This is a genomic window from Lichenicola cladoniae (assembly GCF_013201075.1).
Taxonomy (GTDB): domain Bacteria; phylum Pseudomonadota; class Alphaproteobacteria; order Acetobacterales; family Acetobacteraceae; genus Lichenicola; species Lichenicola cladoniae.
On record NZ_CP053708.1, the window covers coordinates 3,125,158 to 3,149,115 of the forward strand.

At 64.1% G+C, this 23,958-nt stretch carries 17 protein-coding genes and 1 pseudogene; 7 read left to right on the plus strand and 11 right to left on the minus strand.

Annotation, left to right across the window (positions count from 1 at the left end):
* Positions 1-26: 26 nt before the first annotated feature.
* From HN018_RS14255 to HN018_RS14265, 3 genes are all read right to left on the minus strand, one after another.
* Positions 27-980: a ribokinase gene (locus HN018_RS14255; protein WP_171833425.1), complete on the minus strand. Its 954-nt coding sequence runs from the start codon at positions 978-980 to the stop codon at positions 27-29.
* Between the two features lie 70 nt (positions 981-1,050).
* Positions 1,051-2,331: an MFS transporter gene (locus tag HN018_RS14260; RefSeq protein WP_171833424.1), complete on the minus strand. Its 1,281-nt coding sequence runs from the start codon at positions 2,329-2,331 to the stop codon at positions 1,051-1,053.
* Positions 2,328-3,527 carry a TCR/Tet family MFS transporter gene (locus HN018_RS14265; RefSeq protein WP_171833423.1) on the minus strand — a complete coding sequence of 400 codons (1,200 nt, stop codon included), beginning with the start codon at positions 3,525-3,527 and terminating at the stop codon, positions 2,328-2,330. Before HN018_RS14265 ends, HN018_RS14260 begins: the two co-directional genes overlap by 4 nt.
* 152 nt (positions 3,528-3,679) lie before the next feature.
* Here HN018_RS14265 and HN018_RS14270 point away from each other — a divergent pair, with 152 nt between their 5' ends.
* The 3 genes from HN018_RS14270 (at position 3,680) to HN018_RS14280 (ending at position 8,305) form a co-directional block, all read left to right on the plus strand.
* Positions 3,680-5,455: a monovalent cation:proton antiporter-2 (CPA2) family protein gene (locus HN018_RS14270; RefSeq protein ID WP_171833422.1), complete on the plus strand. Its 1,776-nt coding sequence runs from the start codon at positions 3,680-3,682 to the stop codon at positions 5,453-5,455.
* 742 nt (positions 5,456-6,197) lie between these two features.
* Positions 6,198-7,073: a 2OG-Fe dioxygenase family protein gene (locus HN018_RS14275; protein ID WP_171833421.1), complete on the plus strand. Its 876-nt coding sequence runs from the start codon at positions 6,198-6,200 to the stop codon at positions 7,071-7,073.
* A 218-nt stretch (positions 7,074-7,291) separates the two neighbouring features.
* A complete protein-coding gene (locus HN018_RS14280) occupies positions 7,292-8,305 on the plus strand; it encodes a zinc-binding alcohol dehydrogenase family protein (protein ID WP_171833420.1) in 1,014 nt (337 codons plus the stop codon).
* 91 nt (positions 8,306-8,396) lie between these two features.
* Here HN018_RS14280 and HN018_RS14285 read toward each other — a convergent pair whose 3' ends face one another.
* Positions 8,397-9,185 carry an SDR family NAD(P)-dependent oxidoreductase gene (locus tag HN018_RS14285; protein ID WP_171833419.1) on the minus strand — a complete coding sequence of 263 codons (789 nt, stop codon included), beginning with the start codon at positions 9,183-9,185 and terminating at the stop codon, positions 8,397-8,399.
* A 669-nt stretch (positions 9,186-9,854) separates the two neighbouring features.
* Between HN018_RS14285 and HN018_RS14290 the strand changes: the two genes are divergently transcribed.
* Positions 9,855-11,039 carry an acyltransferase family protein gene (locus tag HN018_RS14290; RefSeq protein WP_275434064.1) on the plus strand — a complete coding sequence of 395 codons (1,185 nt, stop codon included), beginning with the start codon at positions 9,855-9,857 and terminating at the stop codon, positions 11,037-11,039.
* Positions 11,040-11,094: 55 nt separating this feature from the next.
* On the opposite strand, the gene HN018_RS14295 is transcribed toward HN018_RS14290, so the two are convergent.
* Positions 11,095-12,186 carry an NADH:flavin oxidoreductase/NADH oxidase gene (locus tag HN018_RS14295; protein ID WP_171833417.1) on the minus strand — a complete coding sequence of 364 codons (1,092 nt, stop codon included), beginning with the start codon at positions 12,184-12,186 and terminating at the stop codon, positions 11,095-11,097.
* A gap of 69 nt (positions 12,187-12,255) precedes the next feature.
* Between HN018_RS14295 and HN018_RS14300 the strand changes: the two genes are divergently transcribed.
* Positions 12,256-12,639 (plus strand): ArsR/SmtB family transcription factor, encoded by a 384-nt coding sequence (locus tag HN018_RS14300; RefSeq protein ID WP_171833416.1) that lies wholly within the window; start codon positions 12,256-12,258, stop codon positions 12,637-12,639.
* A gap of 33 nt (positions 12,640-12,672) precedes the next feature.
* Complete coding sequence (locus HN018_RS14305) at positions 12,673-14,058, plus strand: pyridoxal phosphate-dependent decarboxylase family protein (protein WP_171833415.1); 1,386 nt, start codon at positions 12,673-12,675, stop codon at positions 14,056-14,058.
* A 180-nt stretch (positions 14,059-14,238) separates the two neighbouring features.
* Here HN018_RS14305 and HN018_RS14310 read toward each other — a convergent pair whose 3' ends face one another.
* From HN018_RS14310 to HN018_RS14320, 3 genes are read right to left on the minus strand one after another with little or no spacing between them, the layout of a single operon-like run.
* A complete protein-coding gene (locus HN018_RS14310) occupies positions 14,239-15,042 on the minus strand; it encodes a CDP-diacylglycerol diphosphatase (protein ID WP_204259534.1) in 804 nt (267 codons plus the stop codon).
* Complete coding sequence (locus tag HN018_RS14315) at positions 15,039-16,586, minus strand: Ppx/GppA family phosphatase (protein ID WP_171833414.1); 1,548 nt, start codon at positions 16,584-16,586, stop codon at positions 15,039-15,041. The genes HN018_RS14310 and HN018_RS14315 overlap by 4 nt, the downstream gene beginning before the upstream one ends.
* 5 nt (positions 16,587-16,591) lie before the next feature.
* Positions 16,592-18,904 (minus strand): RNA degradosome polyphosphate kinase, encoded by a 2,313-nt coding sequence (locus HN018_RS14320; protein ID WP_408886719.1) that lies wholly within the window; start codon positions 18,902-18,904, stop codon positions 16,592-16,594.
* A gap of 554 nt (positions 18,905-19,458) precedes the next feature.
* Here HN018_RS14320 and HN018_RS14325 point away from each other — a divergent pair.
* Positions 19,459-19,818 (plus strand): UrcA family protein, encoded by a 360-nt coding sequence (locus tag HN018_RS14325; protein WP_171833413.1) that lies wholly within the window; start codon positions 19,459-19,461, stop codon positions 19,816-19,818.
* 372 nt (positions 19,819-20,190) lie between these two features.
* Here HN018_RS14325 and HN018_RS14330 read toward each other — a convergent pair whose 3' ends face one another.
* The 3 genes and pseudogenes from HN018_RS14330 to HN018_RS28465 form a co-directional block, all read right to left on the minus strand.
* Positions 20,191-22,902: a beta strand repeat-containing protein gene (locus HN018_RS14330; RefSeq protein WP_171833412.1), complete on the minus strand. Its 2,712-nt coding sequence runs from the start codon at positions 22,900-22,902 to the stop codon at positions 20,191-20,193.
* Positions 22,903-23,571: 669 nt separating this feature from the next.
* Positions 23,572-23,657 (minus strand): annotated as a pseudogene (locus HN018_RS28680) (IS5/IS1182 family transposase); the annotation flags it as partial.
* A 123-nt stretch (positions 23,658-23,780) separates the two neighbouring features.
* Complete coding sequence (locus tag HN018_RS28465) at positions 23,781-23,942, minus strand: hypothetical protein (protein WP_204259535.1); 162 nt, start codon at positions 23,940-23,942, stop codon at positions 23,781-23,783.
* Positions 23,943-23,958: the final 16 nt, after the last annotated feature.

Here is a 23,958-nt window from a genome sequence, read left to right on the forward strand (position 1 = left end):
CCAACGGATCCAATTGCGCCCGCGGGTCAGCCGAGCAGCGCACGGACCTCGTCGAAGGATGGGGCCGCGTCCGCCGCACCTCGTCTGGTGGTCGCGAGCGCACCGCACGCGGCAGCGAACCGCACCGCGTCGCCCAGCGTGTCGCCGCGCGCCAGTGCCACCGCCAGCCCGCCATTGAAGCAGTCCCCGGCAGCGACGCTGTCGATCGCCTGCACCTGGAACGGCGGCACGAACCCACTATCCCGTCCGTCGCGCCAGAACACTCCGCGTGCGCCCAGCTTGACGATCGCCCGCGTCAGGCCCTTCGCCTGCAACCGGTCTGCGGCGAGTGCCGCCGAGGCCGCATCGGTCGGCCGGATACCGACCAGCCGTTCGGTCTCGGTCTCGTTCGGCGTCACCAGATCGACCAGGCTCCAGGCCTCGTCCGGCAGGCCGTCCAAAGGCGCGGGTGCCGGGTCCAGGATCACCAGCGCACCGGCGGCCCGCGCACGTCGTGCGGCCTCCAGGCTGGCCGGCATCGGGATTTCGAGCTGCAGCAGCAGCACGCGCGTCTGCCTCAGCAACGCGTCGATGGCATCGACGTCGGTGACATCGAGTTCCATGTTCGCGCCGCCGGCAAAGGTGATCATATTCTCGCTGTTGGCATCGACGCCGATCAGGGCGATGCCGGTCGGATGGTCCGGGTCGCTGCGCAGCGCGGACAGGCCGACACCGAAACCGGCCAGATGGGTCCGCGCGAGCTCCCCGAACGCATCGGTGCCGGTACGCCCGGCCAGCTCGACCCGCAGCCCGAGCGACGCCGCCAGCCTGGAGGCGGCGGCTGCCTGATTGGCGCCCTTGCCGCCGAGCCCCATCGCGTAGCGGCTGGCATGGATGGTCTCGCCCGGACGCGGCAGTCGGTCCGAATAGGCGATGATGTCGATGTTCACGCTGCCGAGCGACAGGATGAGCCCGGCATCCCGCTTGGTTTCGGAAGACATCGATCCTGCTCCTGTCCCGGCCTTTGCAGGAGCTTCTGGCATGTGCGCCGGAGCCGGTCGAGACGTCGCGTCAGCCGGTCGATTCCGGCGCAAGGAACACCGCCGCCAGTCCGATCGCCGCGACGCCGGCCACGTAATGCGCCGGAGCCAGCCTATCGAGATGAACCAGCCACGACACCAGCAACGGGGTGGCGCCGCCGAACACCGCATAAGCGACATTGTAGGAGAAGGAGAGGCCGCTGAACCGAACCGAAGCCGGGAACGCGCGTACCATCAGCACCGGCGTCAGGCTGGCCACGCCGGCACCGGCGCCGGCCAGCAGGTAGAGCCAGACCAGCGCATCCGGCCTGGACGCCGCACCCAGGTAAAGCGCGTAGGTCGAGCCGACCAGCAGCAGCGTGACCGGCACCGCCGTCCGCCTGAGCCCGAACCGGTCGGTGGCCATGCCGACCATGACCGCCGATACGCACAGCGATGCGGTCCCGGCGAGATTGGCCAGCAGCGTATCGCGTGGCGACAGCGCGAACAGTTTCTGCAGCAGCGACGGCGTCATCAGGATCACCACCACGATCGCCGCGGTCAGCATCCAGGTGCTGGCCATCGAGGCCACCACCGCCGCACGGTGCCGCCGCAGCACCGCACGCAGCGGCATCTCACGCGCCTGCCTGGCGCGGCCGCGCATTTCCAGGAACACCGGCGTCTCCTCGAGCCAGCGCCGCAGCACCATGGCGGCGAACCCGAACACCCCGCCGACCAGGAACGGCAGCCGCCACCAGCCGCCGGCGATCTGTGCCGGGGTCAGGGCGAGGTCGATCGAGGTCGCCATCAGCGATCCGAGCAGGATGCCGCCGGTCAGGCCGCCGGTCAGCAGCCCGACGGCCAGCCCGACCCGTCCCGGAGCCGCATGCTCGGCGACGAACACCCACCCGCCGGGCGCCTCGCCGCCGATCGCCGCACCCTGCATCACCCGCATCGCCAGCAGCAGCAGCGGCGCCAGCGCACCGATCCGCGCGTAGGTCGGCAGCAGGCCGATCAGCAGCGTCGGGATCGCCATCAGCAGCACGCTGAAGGTGAACACGCGCTTGCGGCCGACGGTGTCGCCGAAATGCGCCATGATCACCCCGCCGAGCGGACGCGCCAGGTAGCCGGCGGCGAACAGCCCGAAGGTCTGCAGCTGCCGCAGCCAGTCCGGCAGGTCGGCCGGAAAGAAAAGCCTGCCGATCACGCCCGTAAAAAACACGAAGATCACGAAATCATAGAACTCGAGCATGCCGCCGAGCGAGGCGAGACCGAGCGTGCGTATCTCGATCGGCGACAATGGCCTGCGGCGCGGGGAGGTGGTGGTGCTCATTCTGAGGATCGGTCTCCGGTGCGTCGCCCAAGCAGTGCCGACCCGGCCAGCAGCGCGCAAGCCACGTAGGCGGCCACGCCGACGAACCACACCGTGCCGGGCAGCGTGTGCAAGGTGGCGGCGAACAGCAGCGTCACCAGCAGCGGCCCGACCACGCCGGCGAGGTTGGCCAGGCTCGACAGCGTGCCCTGCAGCTCGCCCTGACGCGCCGGACCGACCGCGCCGGATAACGATGCCTGCAACGCCGGCAGACCGACCCCGCCGGCCGACAGCAGCGGCATGATCGCGAACGGCATCCAGCCACGCGTCGCCAGTCCCATCAGTGCGTAGCCGCCGGCATCGAGCACCATGCCGAGCAGGATGGTGCCGCCCTCGCCCATCCTGCGGGTCAGCGGACCGGTCAGGAATGCCTGGCTCAATGCGAACAGCAGCCCGTAGCAGGCGAACGACCAGCCGACCACCAGCGGCGTCCAGCCGTAGCGGGCCTGGCCATACAGCACCCAGATCGACATCGGGATCTGGCCGACCAGGCACATCACGCAATAGATGCCGATCATCGGCAGCAGCAAGGGCATCGAACCAAGCCGGCGCAACGAGGAGAACGCGTTCATTCCGGACAGTCGCAGCGGCGAGCGGTCGCGCAGGCGATCCGGTTCCGGCAACAGAAACCAGGCCAGCAGCAGGTTGAGCCCGTTGAGGCCTGCCGCCGCCAGGAACGGCAGGGCAAGCCAGATCTGCCCCAGGCTGCCGCCGAGGATCGGACCGGCTATCCAGCCGATGCCCATCACCGCGTTCAGCGTGCCGTAGCGGCGCGCGCGATCGGCTTCCGGGGTGAGGTCGGCGATGGTAGCCGAGATGACCGCCATGTTGGCGGCCGTGACCCCGCCGAGCACCCGGGCCAGATAGAGCACCCATAGCGAGCCGGCGAACCCGGTCAGCAGGTAGTCGGCGGCACCGCCGGCCAGCGAGAGCAGCAGGATCGGCCGCCGTCCGAACCGGTCGCTGAGCGCCCCGAGGACAGGTGCGCACAGGAATTGCATCAGAGCGAACGTCGAGATCAGCGCGCCGTAATGCACCGCGATCGGGCGGTCGCCGGCCAGGTGGCGCAGCAGCGCCGGCAGGATCGGGATGATCAGCCCGACCCCGATCGCATCGATCAGCGCTGCAAGATAAAGCACGGCGAGCGCGCGATTCATGGAAGCTCCCGCCGCCGTGTCGATGATTCGGGCGATGGCCGCCGTCGCCAGGAGCCCATCCGATCATGCGGCCGGCGCGTCAAGCGAAACGGTTGTCTCGCCTGATCGGCTCCCGGCGGTGCATCATGCCGCGGACCGCGGGAGCCTTACGGATGCTGAACACACTCGTCGCCTTGCTCCTGGCCAGCGTGCTCGCGGTGCCGTTGTCGCGCCGCGCCGGATTCGGCAGCGTGCTCGGCTACCTGGTCGGGGGCGTGGTGATCGGCCCGTCGGTGCTGGGTCTGGTGTCGGGCGTCTCGCAGATCGCCACCGTGTCCGAGTTCGGGGTGGTGATGCTGCTGTTCCTGATCGGGCTCGAACTGCGCCCGGCCCGGCTCTGGACGCTGCGCCGCTCGGTGTTCGGGCTGGGGTCGGCGCAGGTGCTGGTCAGCGCCTGCGTCCTCGCCGCGCTGATCCATTATTGGGGCGGGCTGGACTGGCCGGCCTGCGCCGCCCTGGGCGCCGGCCTGGCACTCTCCTCGACGGCGATCGTGCTGCCGATGCTGGCCGAGCGGCAATTGCTGGAAACACGGGCCGGACGCGACAGCTTCTCGGTGCTGCTGTTCCAGGATCTCTCGTTCATTCCGCTGGTGGCACTGGTTCCGCTGCTGGCGAACGGACACGCGCATCACCTGTCAGCCGGGCTGCCCTGGCGCACCGTCGGGCTGGCGCTGCTGGCGGTGGGTGCGATCCTGGTCGGCGGACTGGTGCTGCTGCCGCGGGTGTTCCGGTTGATCGGCGGCGCGCGCACCCCGGAAGTCTTTACGGCAATGGCGCTGCTGACCGTCGCCGGCACGGCATGGCTGGCCGACGAGGTCGGGCTGTCGATGTCGCTCGGCGCGTTCCTCGCCGGCGTGCTGCTGTCGAACTCGGAATACCGGCACGAGCTGGAAGCCGACATCCAGCCGTTCGAGGGCGTGCTGCTCGGATTCTTCTTCATGTCGGTCGGCATGACGGCGCGGCTGGACCTGCTGGTGTCGGACCCAGGCAGCATCCTGGCTGCGGTGGGTGCGCTACTGCTGGTCAAGGCGGCGATCGGCTACGGGCTAGGGCGCATCGGCGGCCAGGACAGTGCCACGGCGATCCGGTTCGGCCTGGCCCTGCCGCAGGGCAGCGAGTTCAGCTTCGTGCTGTTCGGCGCGGCGGTGACCGCCGGCAGCCTGGCCGGACCGGTCGCCGATCGCGCGACCCTGGTGATCGCCTTGTCGATGGCGGCGACCCCGATCCTGTTCGCGATGTCGGAGCGGTTGCTGCTGCCGCGCCTCGAACGCCGCAAGAAGGAACCGGTCTACGACATGGTGTCGACGCAGAACGCACCGGTGATCATCTGCGGTTTCGGCCGCATGGGCCAGATCGTCGGACGCGTGCTGCGCACCCAGGGGATCGCCTATACGGCACTGGAGCAGGATGCGACGCAGATCGAGGTGATCCGGCGGTTCGGCACCAAGGTCTATTACGGCGACCCCGGCCGTCCCGACCTGCTGCGGGCCGCCGGCGCCGAGACGGCACGGCTGCTGGTGGTGACGCTGGGCGATCCGGACGACGTGCTGCGGGTGGTGGACATGGCGCGGCGCACGTTTCCGAACCTTCGGATCATGGCGCGTGCCCGCAACCGGCGGCACGCACACCTGCTCATGGAGCGCGACATCCCGCTGATCGTACGCGAAACGTTTCATTCGGCGTTGCAGATGACCGAACTGGTGCTGGGAGAACTCGGGCTTGACCAGGCGCGTGCTCATGACGCGGTCGAGGCGTTCCGCGAAGCCGACGAGGCGACGCTCATCCGCACCGTCGCGATCCGTGACGACGAGAAATTGCTGATCCAGAGTTCCAAGCAGCAAAACGACGAACTGACCGAGCTGTTCAGCGCCGACCGGCCGGCGCTCTGACGACGCGCCATCCGGACAGGTTTGTGAATGCCAGGGTTCTTGTCCTTCTCCATGTGCTGGCGCAGGTCCACGGCACAACTCCATACCGGCAACGAGAGCCGGCGGTCCAAGAACCGGGCCTGATTGCGCGCCGGGGTTTCCACCCATAGACCACAGGCAACTCCCGATTGAGCACAGGCACAAACCTGCCAGGGGTTTCCGTTTGGGCGCCGATACCGGCTGATTCGATGCGGACCGACAACGGATTCAGGCTTGAGCATGACGAAACCTGATACTGGCGCGGCTGGCATCGTCATGTCTCTCTCGTCACGCTCACCTTCGACATGATGGTGCTATCCGCCATCCGGCGAAAAGGCTGTTGCCACGCGAACGAGATGCCGCGCAACCAGAGGCCGCCCGACCTCATCCGTCGGTCGATCCAGGAAGTCCCGATTATGGTCCGGCGTCTGGCGCAACGGCGCATCCATTGGGATGCCGCTCGAAAAGCGCATATTGAAAGCAATCGTATGGGTAGCACCAAAGGATTTCAAAACCGAAGTCAGACGCCGTGTTCTGCCACGTCGAGTGCTGCGTCGGTGCTTACAAAGGTTTTTTTGTCCTACTGCTCTCCGGATCCCTTCACTACGAGTTCCCGCCGACTGGTCATCACGCATGGCATATGAACAAAGCGCGACAGCTGACTTAGAGACTGTGTTTGTGGAAGGTGGTCTGGTAGCCAGTAGTTGAGAGCAAGGATAAGTATGTGTACTCTGCGATTAGAAGCTTTGATAATTCGTCCGTGCTACAAAACGTTTCTTTAACGGAGCTCGGTGGCGATATAAAACGGACGCTTCAGAACCTTAATATTTCGTTCGAGAACACAGATTGGGATCTATATGAGCAGCGGAGCCGTCAGCTGGCTGTCGCCCGGAGAATTCTGGGTGCCGACCTCGCCGAAGGCGAATTCGGACAGGACTTCATGCGCGGGGTCCAAACCATCGGCAGCCTTCTTGAAAACAGTTCTTTTACGGAAGAGAACTATAATGAGATACTCGCAATAAGACCTCGGCGGAAGCGCGCCATTGCTGACTTCCATCTGCGCAAGTCCGGGGTGGCGTCGCAGCCTTGGACCATCGATCGCCTGATGAACCAATCATTCAAGCAGGCTCAAAGCCGCTTCTTCCCAGGTGAGCGCAAGTTCGCGGCAATGTCCGAATGGGCCACAGCCACGTCGGAATTTTGCGGACTGCTCCAGCTGATCGCACGCCGCGTTGCGCAGATCGACAGCTCGATACAGCAACTTGCCATGACATGCCATCAGGTCACGCTGCTCGCGGAACCCGGAGACACGGGCGACGGATCACCTGAGGGTATACACCAGGACGGTGCGGATTTTATCGTTCCCGCGCTGGTGGTCTTGCGCGAAAACACTGCCGGTGGCGTCAGCCGCCTCTACCAGAGGGTCGACGGCATTTTCACCACCCTGAACGAAGAAACGTTGATGCCAGGGTATGGGTGGCTTCATCCGGACCGCGGCACCGATTTCTGGCATGACGTCAGCTCCATCGTATCGGCAGATGGAACCCACGCCTGCTTGCGTCGTAGTCTCGGGTTCGACGTCAATATCGTGAGGACTTGAGGCGATTTATCCACAGGGCGGTTTCCTCGGGACCTACAGGAACGTCGCATGGTCCATCGAGTGGGCGTCCGCGGCGGCGAGGGTAAGCGGAGCGAGATCATTCAATCCTAGAAGCTCTACTGAGGTTTCCTTGGGAGGTCGCCGGTTGCTGCAAAGCGCTACCGGGTCCACTTCCTGTGTCGAGGGCGGCGATCGCCCCGTCGACGAAGGAAATGATCATGCTTGCCATTGGCTACCAAACGCCCGGGCCCATTGCGGACGATGCCTCGCTGGTCGATATCGAGCAGCCGGTGCCCGAGGCGCAAGGCCGGAATATCCTGGTTGCGGTGAAGGCGATCTCGGTCAACCCGGTCGATACCAAGATCCGGAAGACCGCTGGGCCCACAGCCGGCGAGTGGAAGGTTCTGGGCTGGGATGCCGCCGGAACCGTGGTGGCGGTCGGGTCCGATGTGGTCGGCTTCAAGCCCGGTGACGACGTGTTCTATGCCGGCGACCTCCGCCATCCGGGCACCAATGCCGAGTTCCACCTGGTGGATGAACGGATCGTGGGGCGCAAGCCGACGTCGCTCGGCTTCGCAGAGGCCGCTGCCCTGCCGCTGACGGCGGTCACCGCCTGGGAAGCCCTGTTCGATCGGCTCGACATCAGGAACCCGGTCCCCGGAGTGAAGCCATCGATCCTGATCGTCGGCGGTGCCGGCGGCGTCGGCTCGATCACCATCCAGCTCGTGCGCCAACTGACCGACCTGACCATCATCGCCACCGCCTCCAGGCCGGAAACGCAGGAGTGGGTGCGTACGCTCGGCGCGCATCACGTGGTCGACCATTCGAAGCCGCTTGCGGCCCAGGTCGAGGCGCTCGGTATCGGCGCACCGCCCTTCGTGTTCTCGACCACCAACACCGATGCGCATCTCGCCGAGATCGTCGAGCTGATCGCACCGCAGGGACGCTTCGCCGTCATCGACGATCCAGGCACGCTCGACATCATGCCGTTCAAGCGCAAGAGCATCTCGATCCATTGGGAACTGATGTTCACGAGGTCGCTCTACGAGACCGGCGACATGGCGGAGCAAGGTGCGCTGCTGAACGAGGTCGCGGCACTGGTGGATGCGGGGAAGATCCAGACCACGCTCGGCGAGAATTACGGCACCATCAACGCTGCCAACCTGAAGCGCGCGCATGCGCACATCGAGAGTGGAACCGCCAAAGGCAAGATCGTGCTGGAAGGGTTCTAGAGCCAGCGCCCCGGCCTGATCCCGTTTGTCATGGCGTGCCGAAAGCGCCCATGAGCGAGACCGGGATCAGGCCGGTCCGCGTCGTCCTCGATCAGACTGTCTTGAGCATTCCCCCGTCGACGAAATACGCCGAGCCGACGCTGTAGCTCGCTCTTCGGGAACACAGGAAGACAAAGAAGTCGGCCATTTCCTCCGGCGTGGCGAAGCGCTTGATCGGTGCGTGTTCTTCCGCAACCTGTTGCAGGTATCCTTCCCAGTCACCGCCGCTCGTCGCGGTCAGCTCCTTGGCGGTCTTGATCCAGTCCGGGGTCAGCACGAGACCGGGGTTGATGCAGTTGACGCGTATGTTGTCCTTGACGACCTCGACCGCCAGCGTCTTGCTGAACATCATCAACGCCGCTTTCGTCACGTTGTAGATCGGCTCGTACCAGAGCGGCTGTGCAGCGCAGATCGACGCGTTGTGCAGCACCACGCCACCGCCGCGCTCACGCATACCCGGGATGATGCCGCGTGCCAGCCGGACCGCGGCCATGACGTGCAGTTCCCAGTAGAACTGCCACTTCTCGTCGGGCGCTGCCTCGATCGTCTCGTTCGAGCCGGAACCGGCATTGTTGATGAGAATATCGACACCGCCTTCTTCACCAGCCGCATGGATGACCGACTGGACACCATCTGAGGTTGCGATGTCGGCAGCGACCGCACGTGTCTTGACGCCGTGCTGCAACGCGATCTGCTCCGCTACCGCCGTCAGCCGGGCGCCATCCCGGGCGACGAGGATCAGGTCGACACCTTCTTCCGCCAGACCCTGGGCGACGGCTAGGCCGATTCCGATGCTGCCGCCGGTGATGATCGCACGCTTGCCCCGCAAACCGAGATCCATGACGCTCCCCTTCAAGTTATTGGTGTGACGGCTTCTTTATCCGGCCGTCTGCCATCCATACCCGGCCACAATGACATCGTCGACCGAAAGCCCCATCAAATTGCGGGAGCGTGCGCACGCCTCATCCCGCTGACTTAAACCTCGGCTCCGCAGGGAGCAGGGTGACTTACTCGCGAATATCGACAAGTCTCGCCGCAGCCCCGAGCCTCGTCAGGTTGCTCGGTTGATCCCCAGGTCTGGCCCGCTCGCAGTGGTTGTCCCGATCCGGCAACATTGTGGCCCGGCATGGTCGGGCATGCAGCCGAACACGCTGATCTCGATCCAAAATGAAGCAGCGGTCACTCGCCACAGGCAGGTCCTGCTCGGTCGCTGTCGGTCCCAATACCCTTCACCGGATCGCATGTTTCAGAGCCGGCAAACGCACCCGGGTGGTAATCGCCTACTTGCGGCCAGTCGATTCATGCGCAACAACATGACCAAGCGTATGTCCCCCACTAGGCCAACGAGCGATCGTCTGGTCTCGATATGCCGCGGTCGGGTGTCTTTTCTATTGGTCGACACTGCGAACTTGCGGAAACGAACCCGGCATATGCATCGGGTCGGCGACGGGCTTAGTTGCCAACACGGAACTTCTACCGGGTATGCTGTGGAATGTAACGAAAGTATAATGTGCCCGGATCAGCGACTCATTCAACTTCAACTGTTTCCAGCCAAACCGACAGTCATCGACATCATTTTGGCCAGCTCGATTCCCTGAGAGGTCTGGCCGCATTGGCCGTCGTGATCCATCACGCCGTGATCCTGACGGTTACCGGCAACGACTTCTGGCATAACCACGCGCAGCCGCATCAATGGTGGGAATGGGTTGCATTCAGAAGCCCGGTCATGCTGCTCGACCAGGGTATCAGCGCGGTCTACCTCTTTTTCGTTCTGAGCGGCTTTGTCCTGGCGCTTCCCTGGTTTTCCGGCCGGCACCAGACCTATCCGACCTTCATTATCCGCCGCGTCTGCCGCATCTACATCCCCTACCTCGCATCGATGCTTTTCTCGGTTCTGCTGTTGCTGGCCGTTGGGCACCCGGTCATCTCGAACGTGAGCACGTTCTACGCCTCGATCTGGCACAGCGCGCTCGATGTTTCGACACTCGGTCGCACCCTGGCCGTCGACACCGACAACAGCCTCAACTTTCCGACCTGGACGATCGCCTGGGAACTTCGCATAGCCCTGATCTTCCCGATCCTGCTTGCGCCGGTCGTGTTGCTGAAACGGAACGGGCTGCTGCTGAGCCTGGTGGTCATGCTCGTCGCCTGTATCGGCCTTCGCGTTGCCGGGCCGGTTGCTGCCGAATTCGGACGCGTGGCCTATGCCTACATCGCGCTGTTCATCATGGGCGCCGCACTTGCCTCGATCGTCGACCGGATCCAGACGTTCGAGCCAGGATCCACTCGCTCGACCACCGCGCTTCTTGGTCTCGGTGCGTTGCTCCTGTTTCCTGTCTGGTCGACAAAGCCGCTTGTGGCTTTCATCCCGTTGGGAGCCGGATCCATGCTCGTCATGATTGCGGCGCTGAGAACGGGATGGTTCTCGTCGTTTCTCCAGCGCGCGACGCCGCGTTGGCTCGGGAAGATTTCATTCAGCGTCTATCTGATCCACGTGCCGATCATCACTGCCTTTCTGGCTATTACGCAGGAATGGCTTCCTGTACCGATCGCCTTGATCAGCGGTGTCATCCTGAGCTTTGCCGCCGCGCCGATCTTCTATCGCCTTGTCGAATATCCCGCCCAGCAACTCGGTCGAAGGTTGAGCCGGCCGAAGCCGAGCGCCAAAATCCTCGACCGTGCGGTTACGGTGTGAGCTGGGTATAGGCTCGGCCGGTTGCAGGCACCCGCCCGCAACCGGAAAGGAATGCCTACCTGTAGCGCGCCAGCCAATGCGCGTACGGCGCCGGCAAGGTCGCCCAGGCGGGGTTTTCCACCCCGAGCGCCTTGGCTGCGGCATACGGCCAGTGCGGATCGGCCAGCAATGGGCGGCCCAGCATGATCAGGTCGACCTTGCCGTCCCGCACGAGCGCATCCGCCTCGTTCGGATTGGAGATGTACCAGCTCGTGGTGCCGGGCAGCCCGGTTTCGGTCCGGACCTGCTGGGCGATCGGTCCCATGAAGTTCGGCCCCCATGGGATCTTCGCATCCGGCGTGTTGAAGCCGATCGAGACGTCGATGAAATCCAGCCCTTCGCTCTTCATGCGGCGCAGCAGTTCGATCGCCTCGCCCAGCATGGCGTCGTTGCCATCGAACTCGACAACACCGAGGCGAATTGTCAGCGGACGATCCTGCGGCCAGACCTTGCGCACCGCGATCAGCGTTTCCAGCAGGTAGCGCGCCCGGTTCTCCGCGCTGCCGCCATACTGGTCGCTGCGATGGTTGGAGATCGGCGAGAAGAAGTTCTGGGCCAGGTAGCCGTGCGCCATGTGCAGCTCGAGCCACTCGAAGCCCAGCTCCCGCGCCCGGATCACCGCGTTCACGGTATCGGCCTGCACGCGGGCGATGTCGTCCACGGTCATCTCGGTTGGCACCCGTCCGAGGCCACCGCCGAACGCCAGCGGCGACGGCGCGATCGTGCGCCAGGCATGCTCGCCGCCCTCGGGAATATGGTCGTCACCCTCCCAGGGGCGGTTCGCCGACGCCTTGCGGCCGGCATGGGCGATCTGGATCCCCGGAACCGCGCCGGCCTCGCGGATCGAGGCGACGACGGGGCGCAGGGCCTCGGCCTGCGCATCGTTCCACAGCCCGAGATCGCCCCAGGTGATACGCCCCTCGGGAGCCACCGCGGCGGCCTCGACGACCACGAGGCCGGCGCCGCCACGGGCGAGCGATGCGTAATGCACGCGGTGCCAGTCGTTGATGACGCCGTCGATCGCCATATACTGGCACATCGGCGAGACCGCGATGCGGTTGCGCAGCGTCACACCCTTCAGCGTGTAGGGGTCGAACAGGCCTGGCATGGATAACCTCGATAGAACTGACAGATGCTTAGTTCGATGTTATTCGAACGAAGACAAGGGCTGGGGACGATGAACGCGCCGGAAAGATCGACAGACCAGGGTCCTGCCCCGCTCAAGCCTCTGAGCCTTGAGAAAGTTCTGCATGCCCTCGGCGACCCGGTCAGGCTCGGGATCGTGCTGCAGCTGGAGCGCGAGGGAGAGAGCAGTTGCGCCGCGCTCGATGGCGGCCGTCCGAAATCGACCATGTCGCACCAGTTCCGGGTGCTTCGGGAGGCTGGCCTGGTACACACGCGCAACCAGGGGGTGACGCACATGAACATGCTGTGCCGCCCATCGCTCGATGCCGCCTTCCCCGGGCTGCTGGACGTCATTCTCGCCGCTGCAGACAAGCGACCGAAGCCCAGCCATGCAACTTCGCGATCAACGTCGAGAACTTTGCAACGCGCGGGTTAGCTGACAAACACCTTCTGCAGAAGGTGGATCCATATGGACGAAACGTCCGCAATCGATGTCTTGCAAGAAGCCGCTCGGCGCGCCGTAGCCTATGTCCAATCCGTCCGCGACCGACCGGTGGCCGTCTCGGCAATGGCGCTGCAGCGCCTCGACGAACTGAAGCATCCGCTGCCTCGGACAGGCCTCGATGCCGGTGAGGTCGTGCGGCACCTCGACGAGATCGGGTCCCCGGCAACGGTCGCCACGACCGGTGGCCGGTATTTCGGCATGGTGATCGGCGGCGCCCTGCCGGCCACCGTCGCCGCGAGCTGGCTCGCCACCGCATGGGATCAAAACGCCTCCTTCCGGCATACCTCCCCGATCGCCGCGGTTCTGGAGGACGTCTCTCTCCGATGGCTGACCGATCTGTTCGGGTTGCCGGACAGTGTCGGCGGCGCCTTCGTCACCGGCGCCTCGATGGCAAACATGGCGGCTCTTGCGTCGGCCCGCCATGCACTGCTTGCCCGCCTCGATTGGGATGTGGAAGCCAAGGGGCTCTATGGCGCCCCAGAGCTCCGCGTGATCGTCAGCGGGGAAATTCACGTCACCCTGTCGAAAGCGCTCTCTTTGCTGGGCCTCGGGCGCGACCGGGTGATCCGCGTTCCGACCGACCGCCAGGGTCGGCTGCTGCTCGACGAGCTCCCGGCGCTCGATGACCGGACGATCGTCTGCATCCAGGCCGGCAACGTGAACACCGGCGACTTCGACCCGGCGGCCGAAGTTTGCCGGCGCGCCAGGGATGCTGGGGCCTGGGTGCATGTCGATGGCGCATTTGGCCTCTGGGCTCTTGCACATCGCGATTTTGCAGACTTGGCCGAGGGCGTTTCGGAGGCAGACTCGTGGGCGACGGACGCGCATAAGTGGCTCAATGTTCCCTATGATAGCGGCATCGTCCTCGTGCGCCGACCGGCCGATCTGCGTGCGGCGATGTCGGTCAGCGCTGCTTATCTGGCCGAAAATGTCGACGGGGAACGTGAACCGTCGCATTACACCCCGGAATCATCGAGGCGTGCGCGCGGCATCGAGATATGGGCCGCACTTCTGACCCTTGGTCGGGACGGCATCGCGGATCTCGTAGAGCGCAACTGCCGCCATGCCCGCGCCTTTGCCCGGGGCCTCGAGGCAGGCGGGTTCGAGATCCTCAACGATGTCGTGCTGAACCAGGTGCTTGTCTCGTTCGGATCGCCGGAGACGACGCGAGCTGTGATCTGCCTTCTACAGGCTGGAGGCGTCTGCTGGTGTGGCGGGACCGTATGGCAGGGTCGCACGGCAATGCGCATCAGCGTCTCCAGCTGGGCGACCACGAACACCGATGTGCAGCTCAGCATCGACGCAATGATCCGGGCTGCCGAGCAGGCGCTCAGGGCTTCACCAGCATGAGCTGACACTGGCTTCGGACAGGATGAGAATGGCGGATTGAGCATCCAGCGGGATGGAGACCAAGGCTGACCTGGACCGGGACGGCCTCTTCACGCGCCCTGATGGGCGAGGATTTCCGAAATATGCCTTCGACCGATTGTCACCACTCGACCGGATGTTCGTTCTTCTCCTCGATCACTTTCAGGACCGTTCCTGCGCGATCCTGCAGCTATGGTCCTCCAGTTCCTCGCCGGAACCCGGCCCGAGCTTGATCCGTGGCGACAGCGTTGTCGACAACGCACCTGCCCTGCCGTCGAGCAGGATGAAGCCCGACTGGCCGTGCCGTTCGGCGCCGACCAGGACCAGCGTGTGGCGTGCCATTTCGATGCCGGGATCGGCCAGCGAATGGGCCAGCACCTGGAACGGATTGGTGTCGCCCAGTTCCTCGCCCGGCAGCCAGATCGCCCGATAGCGGTGCAGCGCGAGCCGCCGCGGCAGCATCTGCCAGTGCGTGCCGATATGGACCGCGGCGCGATCGAGAGCGGCACGGGCGGACACGCTGATGCAATCGACGTGGATGTGCAGCTGGTTCTGGCTGCGGCCGCGTTCCGAGTTGATGGCAAGCGCCAGATCCCGGCGCGGCAGCACGCGGCCCAGACGTTCGCCGACCAGCGTAACCGCGTCCCAGGCATGCGCAAAATAGTTGGTGGCATCCGGTGCCAGGATCGCAGGTGATTCGATGCCGGTTATTTTCGCTGTCGGGATCAGCAGATATTGTGACGCGCCTTCGATGTCCTTCAGGATCGCGAAACCCCGCGTCTCGCCGCCGGCGAGATCGACGCTGACGCATGGCGCCGGCGTATGGGTCGCCTGCAGGCTCGGCAGGCAGCGCCCGTGAACGATCTTCCAGATCGCATCGGAATCATGCGCGAACGCCGGCCTGCCCGGGGCGGCCAGGCCGAACAGCATGCCGGCAATCAGGCCTGCATGAGCAAGACCCCTCACGCGGTCGCAATCTCCGGCTGCAGCCCGACCGCCTGTGCCAGGCGATCCAGGCGGCGAACCACGCTTTCGCCGGTGAAGTCGCCACGGTCCTGCGCCAGCCGCAGGACCAGCCGGCCCGGTTGCGTGGTCAGGCTGGTGCCTTCCAGGAGCTCCGGCACACCGGCGCAGAGCGTGTAGGCTAGGCGCAAGGCCAAGCCGAGTATTTCCGCGCGGCGGAACCAGTCATTGTCCAGCAATCGCCTGGCCGGCTGCAGGAACGGCTGGTCGAGTTCCGCCTCGTAACGCATCGCCAGGGTCAGAGCCAGGAACGCACGGGTCGGGTGATCGAAGGCCATGCCGGGCTGGCGCAGCACGCGCAGGAACGTCTGCTCGGCGCGATATTCCGGATGATCGAACGAGCCGTTGTCGGACATCCAGCAGGCGCTCGCCCGCAGGCGCTTCTGCCTCGGGGTCTCTCGGCCGCTGGTCGGATGCCCGGGCAGCGCCATCTCCGACAGGCCCTCGGTCCATGCGATCAGCGCCGGTGGCAGATCGGCATTGCGGCCGAGGCGCGTGGCCATGTCGCGGGACGCCGCCTCGAGCGGATCCTGCGACATCACCTCCGGCGCGACGTGACGCATGAACCAGCCTTCGCGAAGCCCGTCGACGCAGAACACCACGCGCTCGGGTGCCGCCTTGCGCAGCAGCCGACGCAGCACGATCGCCGCGTAGGGCAGATCCTCCAGGCGCTTGCGCGGCGCGCCCGGCAGCCGCTCCAAAGCCCGCTTGCTGGCGCCGATGATCCAGCCGGTCATCTCGCGGGCCTCGTCGGCGCGCAGTTCGTACTGATGGACGATGTTCAGGGGATAGAAGGTGCGCGCGATCTGCAGCCGCGCCAGTGCACGGAATGCACCGCCGACCAGATACAGGGTGCGACCGTTCCCCTCCTTGAGCCAGCTGACCTCCGTGAGGTCCTGCTCGACCAGGCTGCGCGCCTTCTCGAGATCGCCGCCGGCGCGGTCGCTCAGCCTGATCACGCCGAGCTTCAGGGTCCGTGCATGGTGCTTGCGGCCGTCGGCGAGCCGGATCAGCTCCAGCGATCCGCCGCCGATATCGGCCACCACGCCGTCCGCATCGGGCAGGCCGCACAACACGCCGGTCGCCGAGTAGTCGGCCTCCTCTTCGCCGGACAGGATCCGGATCGGCACGCCGGGCATGATCCGGCGCAACTCCTCGACGAACTCCGGACCGTTGCTGGCATCGCGCACCGCGGCCGTTGCCAGCACCTCGAACGGATCGGCGCCCATGCTTTGCGCCACCGCGTAGAAGCGCCGCATCAGCACGAACGCCTGGCTCAGGCCGTCCGGGTTCAGCTTGCCGGTCTGTTCGAGTCCGCGGCCGAGCCGGACCACCGCCTTCTCGTTGAAGATGGTGACCGGATTGCGGGCCTTGCCCTCGAACACCACCAGCCGAACCGAGTTGGACCCGAGATCGACCACGGCGGCGCGCTGCGGCCGGGGAGGACCGTTCGACATGGCCGGGTCGGGTCGGGCAAAAGCATCCATCGGCATCAATCCTGCAGGATCCGGTCGGGCCGGCGCGGCAGCGGCCGGACTACCGGAAGTGCCGCCTTCTGGCCAGCCGATCCACGACCGGAGAGCGACGGATTGGTCATGAAATACTCATGCGCCGAAAACGGCTTCGGACCCGGATCTAGACGCAGCCAGCGTCCGTCCGGACCGAGCTTCCAGGATTGCAGGTTGTCCTTCAGGTCCATCACCATGATCTGGTCGAGCACCTGCGCATGCACCGTCGCGTTGCGGATCGGCACCATGGTTTCCACGCGCCAATCCATGTTGCGTGCCATCCAGTCGGCACTGCTGATGAACACCAGCGCCTCGCGCGACGGCACCCGGCTGCCGTTGCCGAACACGAAGATGCGGCTGTGCTCCAGGAACCGTCCGACGATCGACTTGACCTGGATGTTGTCGGACAACCCGGGCACACCGGGACGCAGGCAGCAGATGCCGCGCACGATGATCAGGATGCGCACGCCGGCATTGGATGCCTCGTACAGCTTGTCGATCAGCTCGTCGTCGACCAGCGAGTTCATCTTGAGCCAGATCTGTGCCGGCTTCTTGGCGACCGCAAAGGCGATCTCCTTGTCGATGAGGCTGACCAGCGTGCTGCGTACGGTGAGCGGACTGAAGGCGATCGCGTCCATCGAGTTCGGCTTCGCATAGCCGGTCATGTAGTTGAACAGCCGGGCCGAATCCCGCGCCAGTCCGGTGTCGCATGTGAAGAAGCTGAGGTCGGTGTAGATCCGGGCGGTGATCGGATGATAATTCCCGGTGCCGAAATGCGCATACGAGCGCACGCTGCCACCCTCGCGCCTGACCACCAGGCTGAGCTTCGCATGCGTCTTCAGCTCGGCGAACCCGAACACCACCTGCACCCCGGCGGCCTCCAGCGTACGGGCCAGGCGGATGTTGGCTTCCTCGTCGAAGCGCGCGCGCAACTCGACCATGGCGGTCACCGACTTGCCGTTTTCCGCGGCCTCGATCAGCGCCTTCACGATCGGGCTGTCGCGGCTGGTGCGATACAGCGTCTGCTTGATCGCAACCACGGCGGGGTCGAGTGCCGCCTGGCGCAGGAACTGCACCACCACGTCGAAGCTCTCGAACGGGTGGTGGACGACGATGTCCTTGGCCCGGATCGCCGCGAAGCAGTCGCCACCGAAGTCGCGGATGCGCTCGGGGAAGCGAGGCACGTACGGCGGGAACAGCAGGTCGGACCGCTCGTCGACGATGATCTGCTTCACGTCAACGACGCCAACCAGCCCGTCATGCACCAGCACTTCGCCGAGCGGCACGTCGAACTCGTCCGCCACCAGCTCGGTCAGGTCGTCCGGCATGCCGCCGACGATATCGAGATGGATCACCACGCCACGCCGGCGCCGCTTCAGGGCGGTCTCGTAGGAGCGGACCAGATCCTCCGCCTCCTCCTCGAACTCGACGTCGGTATCGCGGATCACCCGGAACACGCCGCCGCCGCCGACATGGAAGCCGGGGAACAGGCGATCCAGGAAGATCGTGATCAGGTCTTCGAGGATGATGAACCGCGCCCGCACCGGGCCCTTGTTGGTATTGGTGCCGGTCTTGTCGGTGCCCTGGCCGCGCGACGGCAGCCGGATGAAGCGCTCGACCTGGCCGGGCAGCATGATCAGGCCGGTCATCGCGTGCCGGTCGTTCTCGTTGTCGAGCAGGCGGAACACCAGCCCGAGACCCATGTTCGGGATGAACGGAAACGGATGCGCGGGGTCGATCGCGATCGGCGTCAGGACCGGGAATATCCGTTCCATGAAACAGGTATCGAGCCAGGCGCGATCCTCGTCATCGAGGGCGGTCGCATCGAGCACGGTAATGCCGACATCGCCGAGCGCATTGCACAGTTCGCGCCAGATGCGCTGCTGCTCGGCCAGCAGGATGCTGGATCGATCCTCGACCGCGGCCAGCTGCTGCGACGGCGTGCGCCCGTCCGGCGACCGGGTGGTCAGCGACTCACGGACCTGCCCGACCAGTCCGGCGACGCGGACCGAGTAGAATTCGTCCAGGTTGCCGGCGCTGATCGACAGGAAGCGCAGCCGTTCCAGCAACGGGTTGCGCGGGTTATCCGCCTCCTCGACGACGCGCTGGTTGAAGTCGAGCCACGACAGCTCGCGGTTGATGAACCGCTCCGGAGAACCAAGTTCGAATGCCTCAACTGACACCGCAGCCGGCTGGTGCGGGGCGGGGCTCCCGCTTGCACGCGCTGGAGTGCGATTGGTCAGCGAGCGCGTCCTGCCCCTGCCCTTCGTCGTCGCTGGCGGCTTCGCTTCGTTCACCTCTGGTCCCCTGTCTTGGCCGCTCCAAGCCTAAGGAGTGTTGGCAAGGGTGGGAATAGTCGGCCTCGTCATCGAGTGTGCACATTGTCCAGCGATCCGGGCATGGCGGCATCCAGCGCGTTTGATAATCTGATGACAACATCCTCCACGTGGCGTTTCCCGGTTACCACTCGCCGATAAACGCTGGACGTAACCCCCGCCCGGGCGTGCGGGCGCAGTGCGATGAGCCCGGTAAACAGGACCGCGAGAGCTTCGCCGGCCGCCGCGTGTCAATGTGTGTCGGCCAGCTCCGCTTGTCGTTGCCCACCTCGACCTCGAAGCAGCGGAAACACCACATCCGATGGTCGATCAGTCTCGGTTTCACGGACTTTCAGTGTGTTTGCCCAACTCGTGGTGATCTCGACTAAGTTTTCACGGTTTTCGATCGATTGAGCGAAAGCATGATCGCGCGCTTAAGATTTATATCGTCTTTACAGCGTGTTAGAACCGCACCCTGTTGGCACAGCTCCTGCTGATGAGAGATCGCTGCCGATCTTCCCAAGGAGCTTTGCGCCATGACCGTTCACTCGCGTTCCTTCAACCTCCGCGCTGCACTGTCGACGATGCTTGCGGTTTCCGTCCTTTCCTGCGCCGCCGCTCGCGGCGCCGACCCCGACGTCGATACGCACTCGGTGTCTGTCGATCTAAGCGGTATCGACGTGTTCTCGCCGACCGGACGGGCCGCCGCAAAGGACCGCATCGCAATCGCGGCGAGCAGCGCCTGCGGCGGACCGGACTTCAAGGATCTGTCGACGTCGATACAATTCGATCGATGCCGCGAAGAGGCCATGTCGACTGCCCAGAATGATCTGGATCTAAAGATCGCGGCGATGAACCGGGCTGACAGTTCAGCTTCAACCATCGCCAGTCGCTGATCGCCGAACGACAGTTCTGGCTCGGTTAGAATGGTCAGCAGGGTACCCGCGGGAAGCTATGGATAAACTCCGACTTCGCCTGACCCGCAATGACACTCAGGGTCGGCGTCCTGCGGAAGTATCTCCAAGCCCGGCCTCACGAGGCATCTGGGTTGTGGGAGGGGAGATCAACCTGCCGTCGCCCAAAGGTCGGGCTGTCACCTTGTCGTAACCCCCTCGATCGGGTGGCCGGCCATTAATCCGCCACCGCATCTTCTGGATGCGGTGGCGTCGAGACGAGACTCGATGACGGCCGGCTGAGCAGCGTGTTGGATCAGAGGACGCGTTTCTGCGATCCGATCGACCCACCGGCGCCCTCTTGCGTCGCCGCGCTTACCCGATATGTGCACCCGATGCTTGGTTCGCATTGGGCACGTAGGACTGGAAGGTGACGCTTGAGCCGTCATGCAGATGCATGACCAGACTTCCGCCGACGACGGCCTGACTATCGACGTTCGTCACGTTCAAGGTGGCGTTGCTGCCAGTATAGCCCATGATGTTGACCGCGCCGCTTTTGCTGCCGTCGATGTTCACCAGGGTGTTCACGGAAGCGGCCAGATCCAGACTGAAGTTGCCGGAACCGCCCGTAAGCGTGTCGTTGCCGCCTCCTGCCTGGACGAAGGCGCCCCCTGCCCCCAACGTGATAGCTGTGTCGTTGCTGGCGTATCCGCCCCAGAATTCGAGACTACCGGTGGACCCGGGAGCGACGACGACGGTTTGCAGCCCTGACACGGTATCGGAATTCGCCATGATAAGGGAACCGTTGCCGTTCAGATTTACGGTCTGGCCTGCGGTTCCGCCGAAAACGGTCGCCTGCTCTTGGCCGATCGAGATGGAGGCCGCTTTTGTGCCGCCATCATATTCGAACCGGCCGGTTCCTCCGTCGTCGGCGATCGTCGTCGTCCCGGTCGAGGGTGCGAATGTGCCATGCACCACCGTAGTTCCGCTGCCGGCCAGCACGACGGTGTCGCTTCCGCCGGTGCCCTCGTTGAACGTCACGGCGGAGCTTCCGGTCCAGACCGTGTTGCCGCCTGTGCTCTGGACGGTAAGATTTCCGGTCTGGCCCGCCCCGTTCACGATGATCAGCGAGTTGCTACCTGTGAACGCGATGTCCGAACTTCCACCGAAGATCTCGGTCGCGCTGGAACCGAGGTTGTTGATCGTTTCCGTGGTGCCGGTAGTACCCCCGACATCGATCAGATTGAACGCCGATCCTGCAGTATTGAGGTTCAGGGTTCCCGACGTCGGGCCGGTTCCGCTGAGGACCATCCGGTTACCGCTTACGCCATCCACATCGATCGTGCTCTGGCCACCCCAGACGAAGTCATTGCCCAGGCTGTGAATGGTTGCTGCGTTGGTCTGTCCTGGGCCGTTCATGATCACCAGGGCATTTCCGGCGGTCAGGTTCAAGTCTGCACCGCCGCCAAATACGGTGACCGGTTGTGCATTGTTGGTCAGGTCTATGTTAGCTGTCGAGCCAGGCTTGTCGAGGACCACGAAGACGGTCGAGGTGTCGTCGATATCATTGACGTTGCCGGTATAGATATGGTCCAGGGTCACGGCCACCGTCGCCGCCCCGGTGTTGCCGGCGGCATCCGTTTGCGAGGCCGTCAGGGCATACGTGCCATCGGCAAGAGCGCCGGTCGTGTAGTTCCAGTTTCCGTTCGCGTCCGCCGTGACGGTCGCGATAGCGGTGCCGCCATTCTCGATGGTGACCGCGCCGTTGCTTTGAGCGGTGCCAGTCAGAATTATGTCGTCGCTGCTGACCGCTCCATCATGAACCCCCAGCATCGCGGTCACGACCGGGGCCGCCGTAAGCAGGGTGAAGGCAACCGAAGCGCTACTTGTGATCCCCGCTTGGTTTGTCTCCGCCGCCGTAACCGTGTGGTTCCCGTCCGCAAGACCCGTCGGCGTGAACGCCCAAACCCCATTTGCGTCTGCCGTCGTTGTTCCGATTACAAGGTTGCCTTCCGAAATCGAGACGATACTCCCCGCCTCTGCCGTGCCATTCAGCGCATCGCTGGTCGTGATCCCGTCCGTGTTCGACGTACCGGTATCGGAGGTCAACGCAGTGGTGACGTTGCCGTTGAAGAGGATGTTCTCGATGCTGGTGAGGGTGTCGTTCTCACCATTCCCGACGACCGTGATCACGCCGTCGGTCGTCGTGATGGTATAGTCAGAACGGGGCGCCGAAAAGATCATCGAATCGTAGCCGGCGCCGCCATTTACGACCGACTGGTCGCCAGGCGCGCCATAGAAGAAGTCCGCGCCGGCACCGCCATTCGCAATATTCGCCCCTACTCCAAGATAGACCGAAACGGAGTTGGCGGCAGACACCGCAGACGCGTCTACCGTGCTTCCTCCAGACGCCTCGACAACCTTGATCGATGCTCCGGGAACGCGCGTAAAATTGGCATCGGTAAGGCCGAGCGTGGTAGCCCCACCAGGTGCCAGGTTATAAACTCCGAAGCCGCTTACGTTCGCTGCGTTCGCGATCCCGGCCGTCGTCAATACCAGCGTGTTGGGTACAACACCGGTGCCGCTTAGGTTGCCGAGGATCGAATCGCCACCGAGTGACCCGGCAGCGATGGACAAGGTATTACCGCCGGATTGGGTGTTGACGACACCCCCGGTTCCAGTTCCAAGGAAAAGTGTGTTGCTCCCAGTACCGACGGTGATGTTGTCGTTGATACCGTTTCCGGCAGTGATGACGCTGTTTCCGTTACCAGAGGTCACGGAATCGGAGCCGTTTCCAAGGACGACGCTGTCGTTTCCGTCGCCGACGGTGATCGTGTTGTTCCCGTCCGTCGCAGTGATCGAGTCGGTTCCGGATCCGGTGGTTACCGTATTGTTTCCGACGCCGAGAACGATCTGATCCGGGCCGTTGGCCAGGGTCAGCGTGTTGTTTCCGTTGCCCAGGGTAACGGTGTCGGTTCCGTTTCCTAGAGTTAAGGTGTTACTTCCATCGGTGCCGGTCACATTGTAATCAGCATCGCCAAGCGTCAGCGTATTGTTGGTGGAGCCGAGATCAATTGCGGTTACCATTGTGCCCTCGTAAATTTTGAATTGCCGATGACCCCGGCCGAAGCCGATATCTGCCCGGAGCCCGGGGAATAGAGTTGCGTCGGTGCCAGCGGCCGCATGCGTGAACGGGAAGTTCCTGAAACTACTTCAGGTTGATTGGCTGAAGGCTATTCCACCACGGAAAGAACTTTTCTCACGACGTTTCTCGGCAGTGTTGTTGTGCGGCGATCGGCCGTGTTCTCTATTTCTAATCCGGCTACATCGGGCGCGCTAAGACGAAAGCTGAGATGTCCGCCATCAGAAAGTAACTATCCCGCAGTCAGTTTCACCCGAACGCGGCAGTTCAAAAGCAGTTTCATACGTATGTTGCCCCTAACATGAGCGATCAAGATTCTTATTTAACGGTGATCATCTCAGCTCGTGAAGTTTTGAGACCGGACCGTCATGATGTTGGCTGGTAGCGCTCTAAAGCGTTGCGATCCTAATCGCTCGTGATTCGGCACACGGTATGATCCTACCTGACACTCTGTTCCGATTTTGGGATCTGTATTTGGTCTGACTGATTTCAGTTGGGTCTGCTGTTCTACCATCGGGTATTGTGGACGTTTCATCAGCTTTCGGCATGCTTGAGCATGTGTCCGACGAAGGCGACGATGATGAAATCTGCGAGCGCTGTGGCATGCCGCTCGTGTCTATAACCAGGCGGCGACACCGTGCGGCCGAGGCAAAGAACCGTTCCACGACCCAGCGTGCTGGTAGTAGAACAAAACCTCCTTTGCTTCTGGTGGCTTCACGATGGGCAGTTGATACCGTCCGCTACGGCCGCATCTGCTGCTGTTTCGCTGGTGGACATGCAGGGCGAGCACATGGCTGAGCGTATTGACAACTATATATACCTGTCAGCCACGCTGGCATGTGGCGCCGTCATGACCGGCGCGGGTGCCGCTTTCCGGGATCGAACGTTGGGTATGGCTGTCGTCGATTGCCGACGACGGCTCCTCTGCGCGGCCGGCGGCCACGCCCAGCAACCCCCGCAAGTCCGGCGCCAACGTCTCAAACATAAAATCGCCGGCAAGC